The organism is Lentimonas sp. CC4 (assembly GCF_902728235.1).
In the GTDB taxonomy this organism is placed as follows: domain Bacteria; phylum Verrucomicrobiota; class Verrucomicrobiia; order Opitutales; family Coraliomargaritaceae; genus Lentimonas.
Genome location: NZ_CACVBO010000001.1, coordinates 2,975,000 through 2,996,473, shown reverse-complemented (window position 1 = coordinate 2,996,473; position 21,474 = coordinate 2,975,000). Strand labels below are relative to the sequence as shown.

23 protein-coding genes and 1 tRNA gene are annotated in these 21,474 nt (G+C 50.5%); 15 read left to right on the top strand and 9 right to left on the bottom strand.

Annotated elements, in window-relative coordinates; genetic code table 11:
• Positions 1-28: 28 nt before the first annotated feature.
• Together argA and GZZ87_RS12900 are read left to right on the top strand one after the other, a co-directional pair.
• Complete coding sequence (gene argA / locus GZZ87_RS12905; protein WP_162024950.1) at positions 29-1,336, top strand: amino-acid N-acetyltransferase; 1,308 nt, start codon at positions 29-31, stop codon at positions 1,334-1,336.
• 9 nt (positions 1,337-1,345) lie between these two features.
• Entirely contained in the window at positions 1,346-1,675 is a 330-nt protein-coding gene (locus tag GZZ87_RS12900) for a hypothetical protein (protein ID WP_162024951.1), read from the top strand.
• A 182-nt stretch (positions 1,676-1,857) separates the two neighbouring features.
• On the opposite strand, the gene GZZ87_RS12895 is transcribed toward GZZ87_RS12900, so the two are convergent.
• Positions 1,858-2,538: a 4'-phosphopantetheinyl transferase superfamily protein gene (locus GZZ87_RS12895; protein ID WP_162024952.1), complete on the bottom strand. Its 681-nt coding sequence runs from the start codon at positions 2,536-2,538 to the stop codon at positions 1,858-1,860.
• A gap of 109 nt (positions 2,539-2,647) precedes the next feature.
• Between GZZ87_RS12895 and GZZ87_RS12890 the strand changes: the two genes are divergently transcribed.
• The 6 genes from GZZ87_RS12890 to GZZ87_RS12865 all read left to right on the top strand — a co-directional run bounded on the left by GZZ87_RS12890 (position 2,648) and on the right by GZZ87_RS12865 (position 8,025).
• A complete protein-coding gene (locus tag GZZ87_RS12890) occupies positions 2,648-3,820 on the top strand; it encodes a helix-hairpin-helix domain-containing protein (protein WP_162024953.1) in 1,173 nt (390 codons plus the stop codon).
• 8 nt (positions 3,821-3,828) lie between these two features.
• Complete coding sequence (locus GZZ87_RS12885; RefSeq protein WP_162024954.1) at positions 3,829-4,647, top strand: PPK2 family polyphosphate kinase; 819 nt, start codon at positions 3,829-3,831, stop codon at positions 4,645-4,647.
• Positions 4,648-4,712: 65 nt separating this feature from the next.
• Positions 4,713-5,840 (top strand): molybdopterin-synthase adenylyltransferase MoeB, encoded by a 1,128-nt coding sequence (gene moeB / locus GZZ87_RS12880; protein WP_162024955.1) that lies wholly within the window; start codon positions 4,713-4,715, stop codon positions 5,838-5,840.
• 82 nt (positions 5,841-5,922) lie between these two features.
• A complete protein-coding gene (locus tag GZZ87_RS12875) occupies positions 5,923-6,645 on the top strand; it encodes a potassium channel family protein (RefSeq protein ID WP_162024956.1) in 723 nt (240 codons plus the stop codon).
• A 31-nt stretch (positions 6,646-6,676) separates the two neighbouring features.
• Positions 6,677-7,084 carry a hypothetical protein gene (locus GZZ87_RS12870; protein ID WP_162024957.1) on the top strand — a complete coding sequence of 136 codons (408 nt, stop codon included), beginning with the start codon at positions 6,677-6,679 and terminating at the stop codon, positions 7,082-7,084.
• Between the two features lie 68 nt (positions 7,085-7,152).
• Complete coding sequence (locus tag GZZ87_RS12865) at positions 7,153-8,025, top strand: YicC/YloC family endoribonuclease (RefSeq protein WP_162051198.1); 873 nt, start codon at positions 7,153-7,155, stop codon at positions 8,023-8,025.
• A gap of 105 nt (positions 8,026-8,130) precedes the next feature.
• Here the strand turns inward: GZZ87_RS12865 and GZZ87_RS12860 are convergent, their stop codons facing one another.
• Together GZZ87_RS12860 and GZZ87_RS12855 are read right to left on the bottom strand one after the other, a co-directional pair.
• On the bottom strand, positions 8,131-10,002 hold the full coding sequence (locus GZZ87_RS12860; RefSeq protein ID WP_162024959.1) for a VacJ family lipoprotein: 1,872 nt from the start codon (positions 10,000-10,002) through the stop codon (positions 8,131-8,133).
• A 161-nt stretch (positions 10,003-10,163) separates the two neighbouring features.
• Positions 10,164-11,153 (bottom strand): aldo/keto reductase, encoded by a 990-nt coding sequence (locus GZZ87_RS12855; protein WP_162024960.1) that lies wholly within the window; start codon positions 11,151-11,153, stop codon positions 10,164-10,166.
• A gap of 103 nt (positions 11,154-11,256) precedes the next feature.
• Here GZZ87_RS12855 and GZZ87_RS12850 point away from each other — a divergent pair, with 103 nt between their 5' ends.
• Positions 11,257-11,718 (top strand): acetolactate synthase, encoded by a 462-nt coding sequence (locus GZZ87_RS12850; protein ID WP_162024961.1) that lies wholly within the window; start codon positions 11,257-11,259, stop codon positions 11,716-11,718.
• 130 nt (positions 11,719-11,848) lie between these two features.
• Positions 11,849-12,475 carry a TetR/AcrR family transcriptional regulator gene (locus tag GZZ87_RS12845; RefSeq protein WP_162024962.1) on the top strand — a complete coding sequence of 209 codons (627 nt, stop codon included), beginning with the start codon at positions 11,849-11,851 and terminating at the stop codon, positions 12,473-12,475.
• A 16-nt stretch (positions 12,476-12,491) separates the two neighbouring features.
• On the opposite strand, the gene GZZ87_RS12840 is transcribed toward GZZ87_RS12845, so the two are convergent.
• Genes GZZ87_RS12840 through GZZ87_RS12830 form a run of 3 tightly spaced genes read right to left on the bottom strand, consistent with a single transcriptional unit; the run spans position 12,492 to position 14,984 of the window.
• On the bottom strand, positions 12,492-13,616 hold the full coding sequence (locus GZZ87_RS12840) for a metallophosphoesterase (RefSeq protein WP_162024963.1): 1,125 nt from the start codon (positions 13,614-13,616) through the stop codon (positions 12,492-12,494).
• Positions 13,613-14,071 carry an abscisic acid-deficient protein Aba4 family protein gene (locus GZZ87_RS12835; RefSeq protein WP_162024964.1) on the bottom strand — a complete coding sequence of 153 codons (459 nt, stop codon included), beginning with the start codon at positions 14,069-14,071 and terminating at the stop codon, positions 13,613-13,615. Before GZZ87_RS12835 ends, GZZ87_RS12840 begins: the two co-directional genes overlap by 4 nt.
• Position 14,072: 1 nt before the next feature.
• Positions 14,073-14,984: a phosphoribosylaminoimidazolesuccinocarboxamide synthase gene (locus GZZ87_RS12830; RefSeq protein WP_162024965.1), complete on the bottom strand. Its 912-nt coding sequence runs from the start codon at positions 14,982-14,984 to the stop codon at positions 14,073-14,075.
• 129 nt (positions 14,985-15,113) lie between these two features.
• Between GZZ87_RS12830 and GZZ87_RS12825 the strand changes: the two genes are divergently transcribed.
• Positions 15,114-15,191: transfer RNA gene (locus GZZ87_RS12825), tRNA-Glu, on the top strand.
• A gap of 656 nt (positions 15,192-15,847) precedes the next feature.
• On the opposite strand, the gene GZZ87_RS12820 is transcribed toward GZZ87_RS12825, so the two are convergent.
• From GZZ87_RS12820 to GZZ87_RS12810, 3 genes are read right to left on the bottom strand one after another with little or no spacing between them, the layout of a single operon-like run.
• Positions 15,848-16,864, bottom strand: a complete 1,017-nt coding sequence (locus GZZ87_RS12820) for a M23 family metallopeptidase (protein WP_162024966.1) — start codon at positions 16,862-16,864, stop codon at positions 15,848-15,850.
• Positions 16,865-16,888: 24 nt separating this feature from the next.
• Positions 16,889-17,407, bottom strand: a complete 519-nt coding sequence (locus GZZ87_RS12815) for a hypothetical protein (RefSeq protein WP_162024967.1) — start codon at positions 17,405-17,407, stop codon at positions 16,889-16,891.
• Positions 17,408-17,423: 16 nt separating this feature from the next.
• The gene (locus GZZ87_RS12810; RefSeq protein ID WP_162024968.1) at positions 17,424-17,921 is read right to left on the bottom strand and encodes a hypothetical protein; all 498 of its coding nucleotides are present in this window, start codon (positions 17,919-17,921) and stop codon (positions 17,424-17,426) included.
• Between the two features lie 143 nt (positions 17,922-18,064).
• Here GZZ87_RS12810 and GZZ87_RS19765 point away from each other — a divergent pair, with 143 nt between their 5' ends.
• The 4 genes from GZZ87_RS19765 (at position 18,065) to aroC (ending at position 21,431) form a co-directional block, all read left to right on the top strand.
• Positions 18,065-18,232, top strand: coding sequence for a metallophosphoesterase (locus GZZ87_RS19765; RefSeq protein ID WP_244648094.1), 168 nt, complete (start codon positions 18,065-18,067; stop codon positions 18,230-18,232).
• 54 nt (positions 18,233-18,286) lie between these two features.
• Entirely contained in the window at positions 18,287-18,745 is a 459-nt protein-coding gene (locus tag GZZ87_RS12805; protein WP_244648095.1) for a hypothetical protein, read from the top strand.
• Positions 18,746-18,823: 78 nt separating this feature from the next.
• Positions 18,824-19,378: an isochorismatase family protein gene (locus GZZ87_RS12800; RefSeq protein WP_162024969.1), complete on the top strand. Its 555-nt coding sequence runs from the start codon at positions 18,824-18,826 to the stop codon at positions 19,376-19,378.
• 952 nt (positions 19,379-20,330) lie between these two features.
• The gene (gene aroC / locus GZZ87_RS12795) at positions 20,331-21,431 is read left to right on the top strand and encodes a chorismate synthase (protein WP_162024970.1); all 1,101 of its coding nucleotides are present in this window, start codon (positions 20,331-20,333) and stop codon (positions 21,429-21,431) included.
• Positions 21,432-21,474 lie beyond the last annotated feature (43 nt).

Below are 21,474 nucleotides of genomic sequence, written 5' to 3'. Positions count from 1 at the left end.
CCGGTTAATTCACGTAATCCGCACTTTAATGACCACTCAGACCATAGGCGAAAGCACCATCAAACCAACAGACCTTCGAGGCATTTTGAAATATGTCCCTATGTTTCGTGATCACGTGTTTGTCATTGCGTTGGATGGCAGTCTCGTCGCGCATGAGAATTTTCAGAATGTGCTATTGGATATCGCAGTGCTCCGCTCACTAAATATCAAAGTGGTGCTCGTGCACGGCATCGGACAGCAGCTGAACACACTTGCAGACACACGAGGAATTGAGATCACCAACGCACACGGTGAAGGTAAGACCGACGAACAGACGCTCGAGTTAGCGACCAAAGCCTCTGCACTGGTGAGCTTAAGTGTGATGCAAGGCCTGACACGTAATGGCCTACGTTGCGCATCCAGTAATGCTGTGCGCAGTAAAGAATTTGGCATCGTCAAGGGTGAAGACCAACTCCTCAGCGGGCGCGTCGACAAACTCGATATCGCCCTACTGAACAGTCTATTGGAAGCGAATACGATCCCCATCATTACGCCGATTGCATTTAGTCGCGAAGGCGCGTCTTTAAGGATCAACTCCGACCTGCTTGCAGCCGAACTCGCAGCACAACTCGACGCATCTAAGTTGATTTACCTCACCACACAAGATGGGCTACGGATCGATGGTGAACCGCTGACGAATCTTCCAGTCGCAGAACTGGCTGAACTTTTAAATACCGAAGCAGCCACGATTGCAGAACGCTTACTAAGCAAAGCGCACTATGCCGTCAAAGCGATCGAGTCTGGCGTGCCACGTGCACACATTCTCGATGGGCGCCTATTTGGTGCACTGCTCAATGAAATCTTCGATAAAGTCGGCATCGGCACGATGGTATACAGTAACGAATACCAATCGATACGCCGCGCAGTGAAGGCAGATGCTTATTCGATCTATAACATCACTCGCAACGGTGTGCGCTCGGAAACATTGCGTGACCGTTCGCAAACAGAAATCGAAGATGCAATTGACGACTTTCTAGTTTACGAAATTGATGGCAGCATCGTCGCTTGCGTGCATTTGCAGGGTTACGACGACGGCGCTGTGATCGAAATCGGGAGCGTATATGTGCAACCATTTTATCAAAATAAAGGTGTCGGTCGGCGCATGGTAGAATATGCAGAAGTCGACGCAAAGCAGCGTGGTGCAAAGCGTGTGATCGCAATGACCACACAGGCGACTCACTTTTTCACCAAGCTTTGCGAGTTCCAAGAAGGCAGCTCTGATGATCTGCCTGAGGCGCGTAAAACGAACTATCTGGCAAATGGACGAAACTCCAAAGTGCTCTACAAAGACTTATAGGTAGCCCAGATGGATCTCTATCACACCACTGATATGGATGGCATTTCGGAGCTAAATCCGGATGATGAACGTATGGAGGAGCTGATCCAGCAACTCGACATGCCTGACTTTGACGAAGCAGACCACCCTGACCTAGCGCTCGTGCATGATGTCAGTGGATGGTCGCTTACGCTGTATCCCAATGGAGTCGTAACATACGAGAATTTTGATGACGATGATGACCAACCCCGCTACATGACTGGTATCAAACGCGACAAAGCCTTGCACCTGTGGAAGGAACTGGCACGCGGCGACATTGAAGGCTTAAAGCAACTCCCTTGGTTGCGCGACGAGGTGTAGGACGCGGTTCTTTGCACAGTAAAGGCCGTGTGAATTAGGATTAGCTAAACGCGCCCTCTACGATAGGCACATCCTACAACTTTAAAATCCCCCTAATCAGAATCTATATCGTAATCCGAATCGATACGACAGGGTCTAAGTAATCCACTGACTTCAACTGAGACTACGAGTCAGTCCTCTTTCTAGCGTCCCAACCAACACAGCGTAACAACATAGTCGCCGAAAAAACGGTAGCGAAACTGCATACGCATGGCCGCATCACGTAAGGCTTCTGGCAACTGCGGAGCAATCTCCAGAACCGACATTTGCTCAGACTCGCTGTCGATCGCAAGTGCCAGGTCTTTGAAGTTCGGCTGTGCTCCCCACTCTGGGAATTGTGCCTTAAAAAATGCTTCCTTCACACTAAAGAGTAGGCTTCCCTTCGCTTGATCGCCGTCAACAAAGCTGGCTTCTAGAGGATGCACGACCCGCGCCATCGCACGTGGACTTAGCCGTGTCGTCTTTTCCAGATCCAGCCCCACACAGATCATCGACTCCGCTGTCGCTGCCGCGGCACAACAGAGGCCACGAGAATGCGAGATCGAACCAACGGCAGTCTTCGGCCATGCTGGAATGCCATCTGCATCAGGCGGCAAGGCACACGGCGCTTCGCCGATCCCAGAAAGCGCGGCTCGCGCACAACGTCGCCCAGCGATAAACTCATTGCGTCGCGCAACCACTGCATTGCCCAGATGCTGACCCTCTTCGTTATATTCAAAGGGCTCGGCCTCATTCATGACAACATCGACCGCCGAAACAATCTCCGCAGGGACGATTCCTTGCAGGGCTATTAGTAATTCATTCGTTAAAGTCAGATTAGGCACTAGATACAAAAGCAAATCGAAGGCGATGAGATGCGCAAGCTTCAGGAGAAATCAAATTCAGCGCATTCCAACACTTGCCACCGTCAATATTCATAGTAGAAATAAGGCCATGCGTATCTGCCTGTCTGCTCTGATTAGTTTGTGTAGCTTACTGCTTTCTGCGACTTCTTGGGCTGAAACCAACACTGGCGTATGGGAAGTGCTGGAAGACTGCCGCCTTGTCAGCGACCCCAATAATGACGGTGATAGCTTTAAAGTAAAACACGAGGACCAGACCTTCATCATTCGTCTCTATTTCGTCGATTGCCTCGAAACCAATGAGGCCTACATGGATCGAGTGCGCGACCAAGCTCGTTATTTCTCAATCCCAGCGCCAGACGTCATCAAAGCGGGACAACTCGCCAAGGCCTACACGCACAAATTCCTACGTGGTGAATTCACGGTCATCACCCAATGGGCAGACGCACGCGGCGGTAAGCAGAAACGCTTCTTCGGACTCGTTCGCAGCAAGTCCGGCGAGATGCTCTCTGAAGCTTTAGTTCGCAACGGCCTCGCACGTATTTATGGCATGCCGACCAAAGGCCGCTGGCCAGACGGCGTGATGCCACGCACACACTTAAGCAAGCTAAAGCAGCACGAGCGCAACGCTCAACGCACTCGGACTGGGATTTGGAGCGACTCACCCGATTCACTCCAACTCGCTGGTCTCAACGCGCTCACTGCCGACATCGAAAACCGTGACGCCGCCGCAACGCCGTCCTCGACTAAAGCGGTGGTCGTCAGCACAGCGAGCCGCACTGGCAAACTTATACTGAATACCGCAAGTGCCGAGCAACTCGAATCCTTGCCAGGAATTGGCCCAGCCCTTGCTGCCTCGATCATCGCAGCGCGCCCGATCGCGGCAGTCGATGATTTGGCAAAAATATCAGGTATTACACTGAACAAGATTGATGCCTTCCGCAACCAAGTGCTGACCGATGAACCGCCCCCACCTCCGCAAACCGCTGCATTTTATTTGGCCGACATTGACAGTTATTTGAACAAAGATGCGACCGTGATTGTTGCCTCCGTTGCACAGTCTGATTTGAGTGCTCCAGATAGTTTTCGAGCGGTTCTGTTGGACACTGCCAATCAAAATGAGGCGGGCGGGCAAATACCAGCCTTGATTCCTGACGAATTCTACGACTCTTTTATACAATACTATCAAGAACCGGGGCGCTCATTCACAGGCCTTCTATTTCAACATAATGCTAACACCGTGCTAGTCTATAGCCGTAAATAACTGACCCTATGAGTTTAACAGCCTACAAACACTACCGAATCCAAAACGGACAAAACAACAAGCTCTCCGAAATCGATGCATCGCCTTGGGATGATATCCCTGAAAGTAAAAAGGAGGCACTTAAAGAGCTGAACGAGTTGAACATACGCCTAGCGGATTTACAGCAACGCTTCCACGTCGATCGCCGACGCAAATTCTTAATCGTCCTACAAGGAATGGATACCAGCGGTAAGAACGGCACCATTCGACACGTATTCCGCGGCGTAAACCCACAAGGCGTTCACGTATCAAGCTTCGAAAAGCCAACCAGCCATGATCTCGCACATGACTATCTCTGGCGTGTCCACAAATGTGCCCCCGCCAACGGCGAAATTATGATTTTCGATCGCAGCCACTACGAGGATGTCTTGGCGGTGCGTGTGAATAATCTGAAACCTGAATCGGTCTGGAAGAAGCGCTATCGCCACATCAACGATTTCGAACAATTACTCGTCGACGAGGACACCATCATACTAAAGTTTTTCCTACACATCGACCGCGACGCACAAAAACAACGCTTACAGGAGCGTCTCGATGTGCCCGCTAAAAATTGGAAATTCGATCAGTCCGACCTTGTCGCGCGCGCTAAATGGGAGGCATACGAGGACGCACATGAAGACGTTTTTGAAAAGACCAGTAAGCCGCACTCTCCTTGGTATGTGATACCAGCCAACAAAAAATGGGCGCGTAACTTACTCGTGGCTCGAATCGTCGTCGCACAACTAGAAGATCTACAGTTGAGCTATCCGAAGGTGAACTACGATCCGAGTGAGATCGAGATCGACTGAGTTAGACTCCACACAAACTCAGTCCGCTTTACTTGATCTTCATCCAATTGCTTCTTTCCTAAATAATGGATCTCAGCCAAAGCGAACTCCTACGCTACCAACGCCATTTAACGCTGCCTGGATTTGGTGAGACCGCGCAGTTACAACTCAAAGCCGCACGTGTGCTCGTTATCGGAGCGGGCGGCCTCGGCTGCCCTGCCCTACAATACTTGGCCGCCGCAGGTGTAGGCACCCTAGGAATCGTCGATGATGACCGTGTCAGCCGCTCAAATTTGCAGCGACAGATTCTATATACCGATGCCGATGTCGGCCAAATGAAAGCAGACGTCGCTGCCGCACGCCTGATGGCGATAAACCCGGACATCAATGCGGTGGCACACCCCACACGCCTGAGCGTGGACAATGCGATCGAATTGATCAGTGGCTACGATGTCGTGCTGGATGGCTCGGATAACTTCCCCACACGCTACCTAGTGAACGATGCCTGCGTGCTCGCGAGCAAACCACTGGTGTATGGCGCGCTGTATACCTTTCAAGGGCAAGCGAGTGTTTTCAACTATCAAGGTGGTCCGACCTATCGCTGCCTATTCCCCGTGCCGCCCAACCCAAAGGATGCCCCGAATTGCTCCGAAATTGGCGTGCTCGGCGTGTTGCCCGGTATGGTTGGGACGATTCAAGCAACGGAAGTGATCAAAGTCCTCACAGGGATCGGCACACCACTGTCAGGAAAGCTGCTAATCTTTGATGCCTTGGAAATGAGCCAGACTGTAGTGCAATTCAAGCGCGTGCCCGAGGCTGCTAACGTAACCGAATTAACCGAAGTCGAATTCGCCTGCGGAATCTCATCCGAGACTGCGAGCGAGGAAATTAGCGCCGAAGCACTCCGTGCAAAATTGGCCGATGGCGAGAGGCCGCTGCAAATGATTGATGTGCGTGAATCATGGGAGCGCGAACTGTGTAAAATCGACTCGTTGCACATACCTCTGAAAGACGCGCTAGGGCAGCAGGTCGATCTCAGCACCTTAGGATTGAGGGCCGACCTGCCAACTGTTGTTTATTGCAAAGGTGGCGTGCGCAGTATGAAAGCTCTGAAAGCCCTTAAGGCACACTATGGCTTCTCGGAAATCAAAAGCCTGCAAGGTGGGATTCTGGCATGGGGCGAACAAATCGACTGCAAGATACAGCCCTACTAACTCCGCAAACATCACCTATTAACTAAACCTTGCGCAACCTGACTAAAACAGGCTTCGTAAAAAGCCTCCTTCCCTGACTATTGTGAAACATCCAATACGAAATACGATCCATCAAATCGCAGATAAGACAGGTAAATACACCTTGTTCCTAATTTGCCTTCTAGTTACGTTGATATTATTTCCTCTCGTAGAAAACGAAAGCTTTGGAGACATATGCCTCAATGCATGGTGCCTCATTACAATGTCAAGTTTAGCGATTTCATTGCAGGATGAGAAGCATAACGACAAAGGCTCACTCTATACCGGTGGATTTGTATTTATACTGATATTTATTTCACTGATTAACCGGATATTGAAATCAGAAAGTGGGCTTAAACACTATGATTTGATAGATATGATACTGCTCCCGACTGTGATCCTGTTTATTGTCTATGTGATTTGGGTGATTCTGTCCTCGATTTTTAGAAAGAAGCAAATGGGTGCTGATGAACTTTGTGGTTCTATAGTCGCTTATATCTTAATCGGCATCGCTTGGGCACTACTATATTCATTCATTGAGTTATTGCAGCCGAACTCATTCTCGTTCGTGTCGGTCACCGACGGCGATTTGCACGCAAAAGGATCGGCACTGTTTTACTACAGCTTCGTCACGCTGACGACACTAGGCTATGGTGATATTTTACCAGTCAGCCAATTTGCACGCATGGTTGCCTATCTGGAAGCAGTCACAGGCGTCATGTATACCGCAATTCTAGTGGCAGGCTTGGTCGGACACATCGGCAGCCATAAAAAAGAAGGCAACTAATTAGCAATAACGAGGTCACACTCCCCCTATCATGAGATATCCTTTCGCGCCTTACTTCGCACTATTCTTCACATGTCTCTTGGCACTTGGCACCTCCGGATGCCAAAGCTTTAAAAACCAACGTTTCGTCGTCAATGAAGCCACAATTCAAAATGACACTGAAGGCACACTCCACAATGTCCATGTCAGGCACGAGCCAAACGGCACAGTCGGCGCCACCAATGCCATTCTGCCACATAAGTCCCTAAACGTCGGTTTTGATGGACGCACCATGATGGCAGAAAACGCTATCATCTCGTGGACAGACGACTATAATCAATTTCATCAAAAAGAGATTATCCTGCCTAAGAACGCGACCAACGACCCTACTGTGATGCACCTACACTACCGAATCGGAGCGCACGGTAAAGTCACAGCAGAAGTCGTTGAGACGCACTAATGCCAGTGACCTAAAAAATGTTATCGCCGCCACACTGTGCGTCGGACTACAACTGCACTATGAGAAGTATGACAGGATATGGGCGCGGCTCTGCCGATGCCCCCGAACACAATGTGCGCATCGAAGTAGAAATTACTTCGGTCAATCGTAAGACTTTAGACGCTCAAGTCTCTTGCCCACGCGAGTGGAATGGACTCGACCAGCAATGCAATGCTTGGCTCAAGGGCGCGTTTCAGCGCGGTCGTGTCAATATTCAGATCAAGGTCGAATCGACCGAAGGTGCGCAGACAGGCCTGTCGTGGAGTGCGAAAAAGATGGATGCGAGCCTACAGCAATTAGAATCTTATGCTGAAAGCCGTAGCCTACCCTTCGTCGTAGATAGCCACTTGCTACTCGAACTAGCGAAGACGCAGAAAGATGATGGCGGACTCCCTGATTGGCGTGAGCTTGAGCCTTCGATCAAAACAGCCTTTGACCAAGCCTTGGTCGACATCGACGCCATGCGCCTCAACGAAGGCAACGCACTCGCACAAGATTTGAAAGAGCGCATGCAGGAGCTCGATACGATCCGCCAGCAGATCGCCAGTAATGCAGAGAATACCGTCGCATCCTATCGAGATGCCCTCATGGCACGCCTCACACAGTTGAAGCTTGAACTAGACATCAATGACGAACGCGTGCTCAAGGAAGTCGCAATCTTCGCAGACCGATCCGACATCAGTGAAGAACTCACCCGCCTCAACAGCCACTTTGAGCAGTTCAAGGAATTCATCGATGCCAAGGAAGCCACTGGACGCAAGATGGACTTTCTTTGCCAAGAAATCCACCGTGAGTTCAATACGACAGGCAGCAAATCCTCACCGATTGAAATCACTCGTTCCGTGATCGAGGGCAAAAATGCTCTCGAGCGCATCCGTGAGCAGGTGCAGAACGTCGAGTAATTCAGACAACAACATTACGTCTTTAAGCGAAAAAAGGGCTCTGCAGTGTTTGCAGAGCCCTTTTGTTGTCTATCAATGTATGCTTAAACCTTAAGCGCGTGAAGACTACTTATTATTATAGTTCTTGCGTAACTGCTCGCGGATTGCTGCCTGCAGTTCCGGACGCCAGAGCTCACCGAGGTGGCCGCCCTGCTCAAAGACTGTAGTCTTACCAGCGAATGTAGTCTTCAGCCAGTTCAACTCCTTAGGATTCAACAGGAAGTCATTGTCGCTGAGAACCAAGTGTAAGCCTTTAACTTGCTTTAACTGCTCACTACGATTTTCCAAATTCACAGATTCTTGGATGTCCTTCTCAGTCACACCTTGGCGCTCATTCACCATGACTGCAATTTTCTTATAATAGTCATCAAAACTCAGCGCTTCCATATCCTTATAGAGTGCGCCCTTACTACCGAAGACACTGAGCTCTTCATTAAAAGCACCTGCAATAATCGCCTCATGCAGCGTCAATCTAAAATTCAAACCGATCAAATACGATGCCTCTGTATTGGTGAATGGCAGATCAGATGTGGGCGTTAACCCCATGCTGGCACTGATGAATGCCTTCGCAATTGCAGAATCAATAGTCTGCTTTGCGCGGTCCATATCGCCATTTTGATAGGGTGCACGATATAGTAAATCAAGCGCGCCCAAGCTATCGAGAAGATTGACCGGAGGATTGATCGCGATGACATTATCCACCAAGTGATCAGTGCCACGGTGCTTCAAATCAGCTGCAAGGTTCAAGGTATACCAAGCGCCCATCGACATGCCGCTGAGTGAACGCTGTTGGAAATGATCTGCACCATATGTAGCCTCAGCATCGATCATAATGGCTTGGTAAGCTTCGCGCAGAAGCTCCATATCGCGATTCACATACCCTGGTGCATACCCTTGAGGCGCTGAAGTCATGAATTCCCAATTAAAGGTATTACTGAAAATTAGGACGCTATAGCCTTCTTCGTAAGCCAATTCAGCCAGCGCCAAATCCATATTGCCCTTACGGAATGAGCCCAAGCCTGGTAATTGAACCATCAGCGGAGCAGGTTCAGGCTGTAGCCAGAGTGAATACGGCAACTCCTGCTTCCATCCTTCAATCACTGCCGAATCATCGATGCATTGCATCTTGAAATCTGGGTTGCTTGGCTTGGCGAAAATAGCACGAAGCGTCTGAGTCTCAGCACCGTCGCTGCTGGTGCTATCATGCGCATAATTACTAATTGCTGCCTCACGAGCCGCGCTATAAAGCAAACGTGATAGTTCATAAGGGTCGTAATTCTCCACCAGGAAATTGTGGATTGTATCCGCATGTATGCTTAGCTCGTTGAAGCCTAGAAACCCTTTGCTCACATAGTTATACGGGCTCTCGACGTATGAAACGGGATTCAGATAAGAATCTCCGAACATACCTAGAGCATCACGCTCAGAGCTCGGCCCAAGGACAGGGATGAACAAATACATTTGGGAATTCCAGCCCCATTTGCCGAAAGTCTGACCGAGGTCCTCCTTGCTGGCTCTTAAAGAATACTTGGCTGTTGCAGGGTCATAGAGCCCCAAAACACCTTCCGTAGTGTTGATACCGAACCGCTTGGTTTCTGTCCAACTCTCACTCCATTGCCATTGCAATGAGTTATTTACCAGACGAACAGGATAAGTAATATTGGCACCAAAATTGGAAATATTCTTACGGCCTGGCTCAGGAATCAGCCACTTGTAGCCCTTCGCCGCGGGATAGAGCACATAATCAAACAAGCCTTCAGTCAACGCGAACGATGCACGATTCACAGGTTCAATCGGGTCATTGACCGCTTTTACCATCAACTCACCATCAGTCGGATGACTTGCAGCAGGTATTTTCGACGCATCGTATGACGACTGGCAGGAACAAAGCCCAGCCGCCGCCAGTAGTGGGATAATAGGAAGAGTTTTTAGATTCATAAGAGTTAGTTATTTGTAACGACGATGCCCGGTAAATGAGCATGGGTAACTACGCGCAGATGCTCATATCATACCAAATTATTTACAAGTTGAAAATTGGCCATAATATAGGGTGAATACTGGGAGTTCGGGCTAGCTTACCAATACTTCGTGGCAGCACATTAGCTCAAAGAAATGGCATCGATCGCCTGTAATTCATCATCACTCAGCGGTGCTGCATTCAATGACGCTAGATTATCCGAGATCTGTTGCGGTCGACTCGCTCCAATTAATGCAGAGGTCACCGACTTCTGCCGCAGCACCCATGCAATCGCCATTTGCGCCAACGACTGCCCGCGAGCCTGTGCGATGTCGTTTAAGGCTCGAATCTTCTTGATATGATTATGCACAGACGCTTCTTCTAAAAAACCATGCGCCTTCGCCGCACGTGAATCGCTTGGCACGTCCTTTAGATACTTATCGGTCAACATGCCCTGTGCGAGTGGACAAAATACGATCGCACCGATCCCCTCGTCCTCCAACACATCGGTTAGTCCATCCTCAATCCAACGGTCAAAAATATTATAACGTGCTTGATGGATCACGCAAGGTGTGCCGAGTTCGCGCAAGATCGCCGCCGCCTCACGAGTCTTCTCAGCAGAATAGTTGGAGATCCCCGCATACAGAGCACGCCCCGAGCGCACTGCATAGTCCAGCGCTCCCATCGTCTCTTCAAGTGGCGTGCCTGGATCCATACGATGACTGTAAAATATGTCGACATAATCGAGCCCCATCCGCTGAAGGCTCTGATCTAAGCTCGAAATCAGATACTTGCGCGAGCCCCAGTCACCGTATGGGCCTTCCCACATCGTGTAGCCCGCCTTGCTCGAAATCAGAAGTTCATCTCGATATGGGTGTAAATCTTTCTTCAGTATCTTGCCAAACGTGCTCTCAGCAGAACCAGCGGAAGGGCCGTAATTATTCGCTAAATCAAAATGCGTAATTCCTTGATCAAACGCACAGTGAAGCATCGCGCGCGCATTCTCGAAATCATCCACATCGCCGAAGTTATGCCATAGCCCCAGCGAGATAGACGGCAACTTCAGTCCTGAGCGGCCGCAGCGAACATAGTCTAATTTTTTATAACGATTGGAGCATGGTGTATATGACATAACATGCAGAATGTATGAATCAACTTCGACAGCAAGTTCGGGTATTTATTGCTGTAAAAAATATTCGTGCAAGCTGGCACAGTATCGGTATGTTCTCATCACTATGCCAACTGATGTGATGCGCAGACCTGGAGCCTTTCGCCCCGTTATTCAATTTTCGATCCATGCCGACAATAAAGTTGGTCGGCTGAACGAAATCATCGGCCTACTCTCCGTCCATGAAGTGCACATCATGGCGCTATCGATCCTCGACACCACAGATAGCTCAATCATTCGAATCATCGTCGACTACCCTGAAGAGGCTCAAAAGCTACTCATTGAGCATCAATTCTCATTTGTTCAAAGTGAACTCCTCGCAGTCGAACTAGTCAGTGAAGCAGACATTCGAAAAGTTACCTCAGCACTCGTTCAAGCTGAAATTAACATTCACTACACTTACCCATTCGTCTCTCGCCCCAACAATCGATCTGCCCTAGCAATCAGCTTGGAAGATAACGAACTCGCAGCTGAGACGATTACACTGCATCAGCTAAAAATTATCGGCCAAGACGACATCGCACGCTAGAGATTGTCACATCTTGATAACGCAGGCACTCTATTAAAAATTAACAGCTCCGTTAGGGATTCAATAAAAAATCTACATTTAGGCAGAGCAAGACTTGCGACTCGCGGCAAAACTCTTCTAAGTTCTCGAAATGCCCCGCAAACGATCTCGCTCCAACACCGAAGAAAAGTTCCTCAATGCTGTATTGGAGCTTGTTGCTGCGGATGGCTGCAGTGCCTTAGGCATCAATGCAGTCGCGCATCAAGCAGGTGCCGACAAGGTGTTGATTTACCGTTATTTTGGTAATCTAAACGGCCTACTCCAACGAGTTGCCGACAGCCGGCAGTGGCTGCCCTCTGTTGACGAATTATGCAGTGAACTCACGCTGACAGAGAATAGTTCAGCATCTAGCGCCATCAGCCGACTCTGCAAGATACTCACTCGCCACATTCGAGCGGACGCGGCGACCCACCAAATACTTCGATGGCGTAAGGCCGAAAGAAATCCGCTGACTCAACATTTTTCGAGTGAGTGGGCAGCGCTCTGGCAAACACTAGCGGACCATCTCTCCTCTGGCTTAGACTACGAACCACGTGAAGCGTGGAAACGTGTCGGAGCACTCACAGCACTGACAGTGGAAGCCGAACTTTGCGACGAACCAGTTAGCCCCAACTGCATTGATCATATCGCGCAAGATATTTCAGTGGGCCGCGTGTCACAAGGTGAATCTGGAACCGAAGTAACGATCGAAGATCAGTTGCCGACGAACCTGCTCTAATACGAGGCGCGCAGCCTCAACGAATCGAGCGCATCGGCACTAGTTCGATCAGCGTCATCTCAGTTGGGCAATTGAAGCGTAGCGGTGGTAGCCCTTCGAACCGATTCGACCCCGCTCCCGCGGATACATTTAAATACGGAATGCCAATACGCCTGAAACCACGCGACCACTCCTTTGGCACCTCACTATCGATCACCAACGGCCCATGCCATGGCACACGAACCTGACCACCGTGGGTATGCCCAGCAAGGCAAAGATCCACGGGCAGATCGACGACATTCAACGCATAATCCGGAGCGTGTCCGAGCAGAATACGAAAATCATCGGAATTAGTCTGTGCGAGCCAATCTTCGACTGTGCGCGTCGCCCAGAGTTCATTCTTCGATTGGTAAAGGCTCAAGCCATGCAAATCAATCACTCCACCACCCGTATCAATCTGCGCTGAGCGCGAAGATAAGATCCGCAGCGGAGCCAACTGCTCTGGTGAATAACGGTAAAGCTCTCGCTCTGTATCGCCATACACCGCAAAGGTGCCCAGACGTGGGTTCACCTCCTTGATCAACTCAAGTAACTTGGAAAATTCCGCCTCGAACGTCGCAGGTGGCACAACCTGTAGGAGATCTCCTGTATTTAAAACCAAGTCAGGCTTCAGCGCCTTAATTTCAGCAAAGACCTTCACTTCATAATCAGTAATTTCACCCGATTGAATGTCTGAAATATGCAGCAAACGTAGCGGCTTCGTTAGTTTCGGAGTCTCCAACCGCACATGATGCACGACCAAGCGCTCTGGCTCGACCGAAGTTACATAATACCGTAGTCCTAAGAGATCCACGGCGACAAATGCATACAGCAGCGCAATCCACACCAGCCCCTTACGCTGCCCGCGCCACGTAGCCGCCAAGCCCGCAAACACCGCTGCGAAACCGAACAGCGTCATCGGTAGTTCCCACAAATTAAAATCGTAGGCCTTGTGGATTTGAGCAAAGTTCGGTCGCAGCATCCCCGCGTCGACATACAAATAATTACGAACCAACACATAACCGACCACAATAACGGCAGACATTAACCCCAATCGCCACACTCCCCCGCTTCGATTACGCGTGCCGATGTCTGCCATCGCCAATTCAGTCAGTTCCCTCATCGAATCGACTGCCTCCTGATCAGCAAACGAATAACAAACGGAACGAATGCAAGTGCGCCTAGCAACCAACAGAGCACCAACTCGACAGGTGCTCGAAAGCCTGCGCGCAGTGTTTTTTGATACATCATAGTGCCAAGAGCCAAATTCATTATCTGGAAATTACAATAGAATGTCAGAAATGCGACTGGATGCCGGGCAAATCCCTGAGCCGCCGAGTAGCTGATCTCCTTCATCGGGTCAGGAAGCACTGAAGCCTGATAACATCTCCACAACAACACAAATAGCACCGTGCAATAAATGGGAGCCACAATCAAAGGCTGAGCAAACTGCCGCACCAGACGCGAATTTGGCAAGCAAACCATACCAATCCAAATCGGCAAAGTCATGAGCGCAAGAATCAGGAACGCACTGTTCAGGTTCCTCGCCCCCAAGACATCAATCAACCAAATCGGCATATTACTCCACGACCAAGGTCTTGTAAGCCTCGATATAGCGTTCCAAGGTGCCAGCGAGCACGTCCTCAGGCAGTGGCGGTGGCGGTGGCGTCTTATCCCAATCCAACGACTCCAAGTAATCACGCACAAACTGCTTATCAAACGACGGCTGTGCCCCTCCTGGCGCATAGCCCTCACGTGGCCAATAGCGTGAAGAGTCCGGGGTCAGGATTTCATCGATCAAATAGAGCTCACCCGCGTCATCCAAACCAAACTCAAATTTTGTGTCTGCCAAAATAAGGTTCGCCGCATCCGCACGCTCCACACCCATATTATAGAGTGCCAGACTCAGGTCATGCACACGCTGAAAGAGTTCTTCACCAATCAACTTGCCAGCATCTGCGCAATCGATCGGCATATCATGGCCGCTCGCCACCTTAGTCGTCGGCGTAAAGACAGGCTTCGGCAACTCACTGCTATCCTGCAAGCCCTCTGGCAGCGTATATTCAAACAGTTGGCCAGTTTCCTGATAGGCCTTCCACCCTGAACCTGAGAGATATCCACGCACCACTGCCTCGATTGGCAATGGGTTGAGCTTCTTAACGATCATACTGCGATGTTCCAGTTCAGGATGCGCCTTGCCGAGCTCGGCAACCCGCTCGGCATGGTCGTCCACTAGATGGTGCTTCGTAACAGCTCCGGCCCGTGCAAACCAATACAGGCTGATCTGTGTCAATAGCACGCCTTTGCCAGCCAAGCCCTCGTTCATAATCACATCAAACGCTGAGACGCGGTCGGTCGCGACCATCAGCAGAGCATCGCCCATATCAAAGACTTCGCGCACTTTTCCAGAGGCGACCAATGGATACGGAAGCCCCTCGACCTTAAGCAGCGGTTGAGTCGGCAATGGAAACGGCAAAGAATCAGAATTCATAGCCTCTTCATTAGTTCCTCAAGGCACTTGGGCAAACGGTTTCTCAACAGATTAGAAAAAAATGTAACATTTATCAAAAAAGACTTGCAGGCAGTGCGCGGAGACGTAGCTTCCGTGACTTCGCATCACGTCCCGTTCGTCTAGCCCGGTCTAGGACACCTGGTTTTCATCCAGGCAACAGGGGTTCGAATCCCCTACGGGATGCCAATTTAAAACCCTCAGTCGCTTTAAGCACTGAGGGTTTTTTAATGCCCACATGCTAAAGGGGATGAAGGCCCCGGGGGGTCGACGGAAGGAGCAAAGCGACTGAAGATGGGACAGTTGAAAGCTGGTCGCGAAGCGATGCCGATAGGCACCAATCCCCTACGGGATGCCAATTTAAAACCCTCGGTCGCTTTAAGCACTGAGGGTTTTTTAATGCCCACATCTCAGCAGCTAGAAAATTGCCCGATCTCGCCAGTGCGCAAGGTGTAGAAGCGGCTTCCAGCCGCTACCTCTGTATGAAAGCGGCTGGAAGCACGCTTCTACTGTCGTCAGCGATCCTTAAGTTCGTGGCATTCACCACAGACCTATTAAATTGCTGACGTAGCGACGACTCTGTTAATCTTACTCTTCATCGTAATCATAATCGAAGCGTTACTATAGAAGACCCACCGATTCGCGTAGAAGAGTCAGAGTGAGATTAAGACGTCGAAATAGTGAGATACTGGCGTGCATCACGACTTGTAACTTTTTCGCTCAACCCTAATCGGGAGCGACGAGCTCCGCCTAGTCTTGCTTTGTGCTGGTGCTTTGGTTCTAAACTAAGGCTCGATGGCGGCCGCGTAGAACGCGGCAAGCACAGAGGCAGCCATTCCCACACACTACTTGAACCCAAATAACTTCTTGATCGTGGTCAACGTGCCTGACGAAATTTTCGGCGTGTCGCCCACGATGTCTAATACGCGGCGGCAGGTCTGCTTTTCTAATAGTGTCGGGCTATAGGCCAATACCTTTACATCGCCGGGGCGGCCTCCGATCGCCTCATCACCAAAGCGCGGTGTCCATTCCTTGGGCACGCCATACTGAGTAAACGCGATATCCCATGCCACCACTTGTTTACCCGCAAAAGGGCGTGTGACCAGCGACGGGAAATTTTTAACGAAATCCGGAATCTCCGATATCTGCACTCGGATACGAGCAGTCGCAGGAGTGATTTTCAAATATTCATACACATTATTTACCTTACCGAGGCGAACCGCTTCGTAAAAATCTAACGGATCAAGACTGACGAGATTCATACCATTCCAATTGCCGTGTCTGTTTTTACTTCCGTATTTCTGTCGATCATACCATCCCTGAAATTGATTCGTCAGGCGAAAGCCAATTTCAAAGTGCAAGTGCGCTCGTGTGCGCGGAATCGAATACGACGCAGATCGTCCCATAATACCGAGTTGGGTGCCCGACTCCACGCGAGCTCCGAGCTTGATCCCCTCGCCGACACTCGCTAAGTGCGCGTATAATGTATGAAAGGCTGGAATCTCTTGATCGTGCTCCACCACGACATACCGCCCATAACTACTATAACCGGCTGTTTTGTTTACATACACCACGCGCCCTGGTAAAACCGAGTAGACCGCGTCAACGGGCTCCCCACTTCTAGTGCGCTCAACTGGATATAGATCCAGGCCTTCGTGGAAGCGCCCGCCGCTATTACGAACACAGCCAAACAGGCCAGACTCAGGCACTCCTGAAGCGGTGGGCTGTATAAATGTCTCAATCGATTGCCCGTTTTGAAACGCGGGATTAGGCGTCGGCCAAATCAATCCAGCAAAGGCTGTCGCTTGCGCGAGTGACAATAGCACGCCTAGCGACAGTAATTGAACAAATTTCAAATACATAAATAACAAAGTGGATGGCTACGATTAATACTTATAATGCGTCTGCAGCTCAGCGATACTGGCCTTCAGGTCGATAACGAATTGGCCGAGTTCTTCATCGGGAATCTCCACAAAGGTATAAAACTGACCGTCTTCAATTGTGCCATTTAAACGTCTCGCGCCGATCGGCTGTCCGTTTGTCGTCAAAACAATACGACTTCCAGAGTGCGTTACCGAACGCCGATAAAGCTCTCGACTACCCTTATCAGTGATCTGAATCAGCAGCGCCAACCCCATATCGACCTTCACCATATCAACATTAATAATATCGTATTCACCAACAACTGGCTCACGCTCGAGTTTGATTTGTGTGCCTGACACCGGAAGACTCACCTTGTTACCGCCACCACCGCTATAATCGATACCGCGCGCCTCAATCATCAAGCGTGGCACCTGCATATTATCGATTTCATTCTTATAGCCTTCGAGACTCGACAAACAGCCGGCCAAAACAAAAAGAGATGTCAGAAGACTCACCAGAGTCAGGTATTTGCGTAGGATCATAGGTATTCAGTTGTGATTATAAAATAATATCGCCGAGCGTATCTTGGATTTTAAGCATCAGCCCCGTTGAAATTTCTACGACTGGCACGTCCAGCTCTTGTTTTGTCTTCACGTGGCGATAGCGTTGCGTGCCTTCGGTCTGGCGCTTGCCCAATGCGCGCACCACGCGCTTACGCTCCAGCATCAGCGCTAGTAAATGCTTCAACGCATCCGTCTCTGCTTCAGCGTCTGCCGTGTCATTTTCATATAACGACAGAAAGAAGTCCTCTGCTGATGCCACCGTTTCTCGAACATTCACACCCTCTTCATCAGGATTTTTAACCACACGTGTCCAACGCCCTAGGATTTCACCAGGTAAGTCAAACGCCTCCACTTCATCAGGTAACACATCTGCGCGACCCATTTCACCCGCATCCACATCTTTAAAAATCAAACACGCGACACGATCTCCTGGATGAAAAGGAGCCTGCGAGAGGGATGATTTACGTGCGATACTTTTGAAGTGCCATTCCATGAGAGTAACAATGAAAGGGGCAGACTCTGCCCCAGAATCCATTCGATGCAACCAAAAGCACAATTCATACACTGTATTTTTAGTTGCAGCGTCACCTTCTCAGAGAGACGCTGTTTCACGACTCTTTGATCCCGATCTAGCTAATGCCTCGAACCATCGCCATAGGAGACGTGCACGGCTGCGCATTCGAATTTGAAGCACTCCTCAAAACCCTCGCGCCACAAAAACACGACCGCATCATTCAACTAGGTGACCTAGTGAACCGAGGCCCTGACAGTCACGACGTCATTCAGCTAGCCCAAGAATATTAGGTCGAAGCGATCTTAGGTAATCATGAGTTGCGGCTACTACAATCTCGCCGCGAGATGAGCCCTGAGTTATTAAAAAGTTACGACTTTCCGACACTCGCTCAACTAACAACATCTGACTGGGCCTTCCTAGAGGCACTTCCCAACTGCCACCACCTCTCAGAAATCGACACTGTATTTGTGCACGCCGGGTTCCTACCCAACAAAATCTGGCACGAACAAAGCATCGACATCACCGCCCATATACAAGTGATCGATGAGAACGGCCGTGCAGCCAAGCGCTCGGAAGCCCCAAATGCAACGTCTTGGGCGGATCACTGGCATGGCTCTCCATTTGTCATTTACGGCCACACACCTCGCCCCAAAGTATTCAAACGCCCTGGCTCCATCGGCATCGATACTGGCTGTGCCTATGGAGGGCATCTGACCGCCTATATTCTTGAAGATCAATCCTTCGTCCAAATCCGTGCGCGCAAGGCCTATGCGCATAGTAAGCGCATGCCCGATCCGGTCTGAGTGACTAGATCGAGAAAACGCATTCTTCGAAAATCAATGTTCGACGTTTAGCGTTCAATGTTCGACGTTCTCACTAGTATGTCCAATCCAGCACAACACCTAGGCCTTCTTCTTATTGATTTCCAGGATCCGTTCCTCAACGCGATGCCTGACCGCGAACGACTCCTCAAGCGCACCAGCTTTGCCGTCGAAGCCGCGTCACTCCTCGGCTGTTCAATCGCACTCACCGAGCAACTCCCTGAAAAACTAGGCAACACCACTGCCGAGCTGAAGCAGATTCTACCAGAACACACGCCTGTCTTTGATAAGAGCGCGTTCTCTGCAATGGAAGCCGAAGGCCTCAACCGCTGGATCGAGAGCAATCAAATCGATCACTTGCTGCTCATCGGCATCGAGACTTCGATCTGTATCTACCAGACCGCCATTCAAGCCCTCGGCGACAATGTTGGAGTCACCCTGCTCTCGGATTGCATCAGTGAACGTCGCTGTGAAGACCGCGAGCCCGTCCTCAAGCAGCTCCTCTCAATGGATGCCCACGTGCTCCCTTCCGAAACAATTTTCTACAGTCTCATTGGCAGCGCAGAGCACCCGCAGTTCCGCGAGTTCACACAGATCGTCAAGCGATACAGCTAAGCGGCGAACGACTCGGGCGGATTATCTGGTTGAGTGCTCCATCTGGCCGACCTTTTGTATCTTAAAGAACTTCATCATGTAGTAGGCCGTTAGTGCTAGCCCCGCGAAACCTAGCAGATACGAGGAGATCCGATCAACTGAATCTGTGGTGTAAGAGAGCCTAATGGCACAGTTGATGGCTACCAATAATGGAGCCGTTGCTTTGTAAAGAGGATGCTCAGATCGAAGAGCGCTTCGCGCGTTCTCTTTTCTGTTTTGTTCATAGTCTAGGTGATCACGTTTCTCAGCTTGCGAGAGACGTGGCTCAGGAATGGACCATTTGAAAGTTTTCATTTTCTGTAGATCAGGTGCAGATCCCCACTCTGAGTGCTCTTTATGGGAATTAAGATAAGTCAACAAATGAACCCTACATAGTATGTGCAATGCTTTTCAGCCCCATTAAATGTCTTTCAAGATTCTATTATGTTATCTTTCCCTCACGGCACTGCGTGTCGATTCAGCGTAAATTTAGCGGTGGGCAAGCGCTGTGGATGCGTGGTGAACCACCTAAGTCGCTGAACACGCAGAGCAGAGTGACTTCTTTGAGCCTACGATACTGCTGAATATGAATGGCTCCAGAACTGATCAACCAGCAGATCTGCAAATGGCTAATTGATGCTGGTCTACGCTAATCTCTAGGGCTGGTGTTTTACTCAGGCGTGTCGTGATAAATTCGCATTAACTGACGGCGAGCCTGATGTCCGTGTTCAGCGAATTAAATTGCCGATCCTTGATTGCTAGAATTTGGAGCGGCTTCACGGCAAAAAGTGCGTCGTGCGTGCGAAACACATCCTTGTCGGCGTAATATTGACTTCCTCGCAACCACACGTTGCATTCCACCACTGCTGACAACCGCTAAGCGACTGTCTCTTTTCACTTTCCACTTTTCACTTTCTACTTTTCTTAGACTACCATGGGTAATTCCTTCGGCACACTATTTCGTATTTCAACTTGGGGCGAGAGCCACGGCGGCGGCATCGGCGTCGTCATCGACGGCTGCCCGCCGCGCCTACCGATCTCGCTCGAAGAGATTCAGTTCGAGCTCGACCGTCGCCGCCCCGGCCAGAGCGACATCACGACTCCGCGTAAAGAGAGCGACTCCGCTACCATCGTCTCCGGCGTTTACGAAGGCCAAACCACTGGCACTCCGATCGGCATCTACGTGCCCAACGGTGATCAACGCCCCTCCGCATACACGGAGATGAAGGACAAATTCCGCCCCTCACACGCCGACTTTACGTATCAGACCAAGTTCGGCCACCGTAACCACGAGGGCGGCGGTCGCTCCTCGGCTCGTGAGACCATCGGTCGCGTTGCAGCTGGCGCCGTTGCTAAGAAGATTCTCAAACTAGCCGGCGATATCGAAGTGCGTGCCTACATCACCCGCGTGCACGACATCGAAATGCCTGCCAGCGATGCCTTTCCGACACTCGAAGCAGTTGAGGCCAGCCCTGTGCGCTGCCCGCACCCAGAGACTGCTGAAAAAATGGTCGAGCGGATCAAAGCCGTCCGTAACGACGGCGACTCCGTTGGTGGCATCATCGAATGTCGCGTGCGCAACCTTCCCGTCGGTCTTGGCGTGCCAGTCTTTGACCGCCTCGAAGCAGACTTGGCCAAGGCCATGCTCTCTATTCCAGCCACCAAGGGCTTCGAAATCGGCAGCGGCTTCGACGGCTCCACTCAACTCGGCTCCGAGCACAACGATATTTTCATCAATAAAGACGGCAAGGTGGGCACCGAGACGAACCGCTCTGGTGGCGTTCAAGGTGGCATCAGCAACGGCGAAGAAGTCATCTTCCGCGTCGCGTTCAAGCCAACTGCCACACTCATCCAGAATCAACGCACTGTTGATAAAGATGGCAACGAAACCGAACTCATGGGGCGCGGTCGCCACGACCCATGCGTCGTGCCACGCGCCGTGCCGATCGTCGAATCCATGGCCGCGCTCGTCGTGGTCGACCACTGGATGCGCTACCAAGCACAGTGCCAATCCTTCGATTTCGGCGCAGAGTAACAAAGTGAAACAGACATTCTTGTCTGTCCGCCGAAAAACAGAC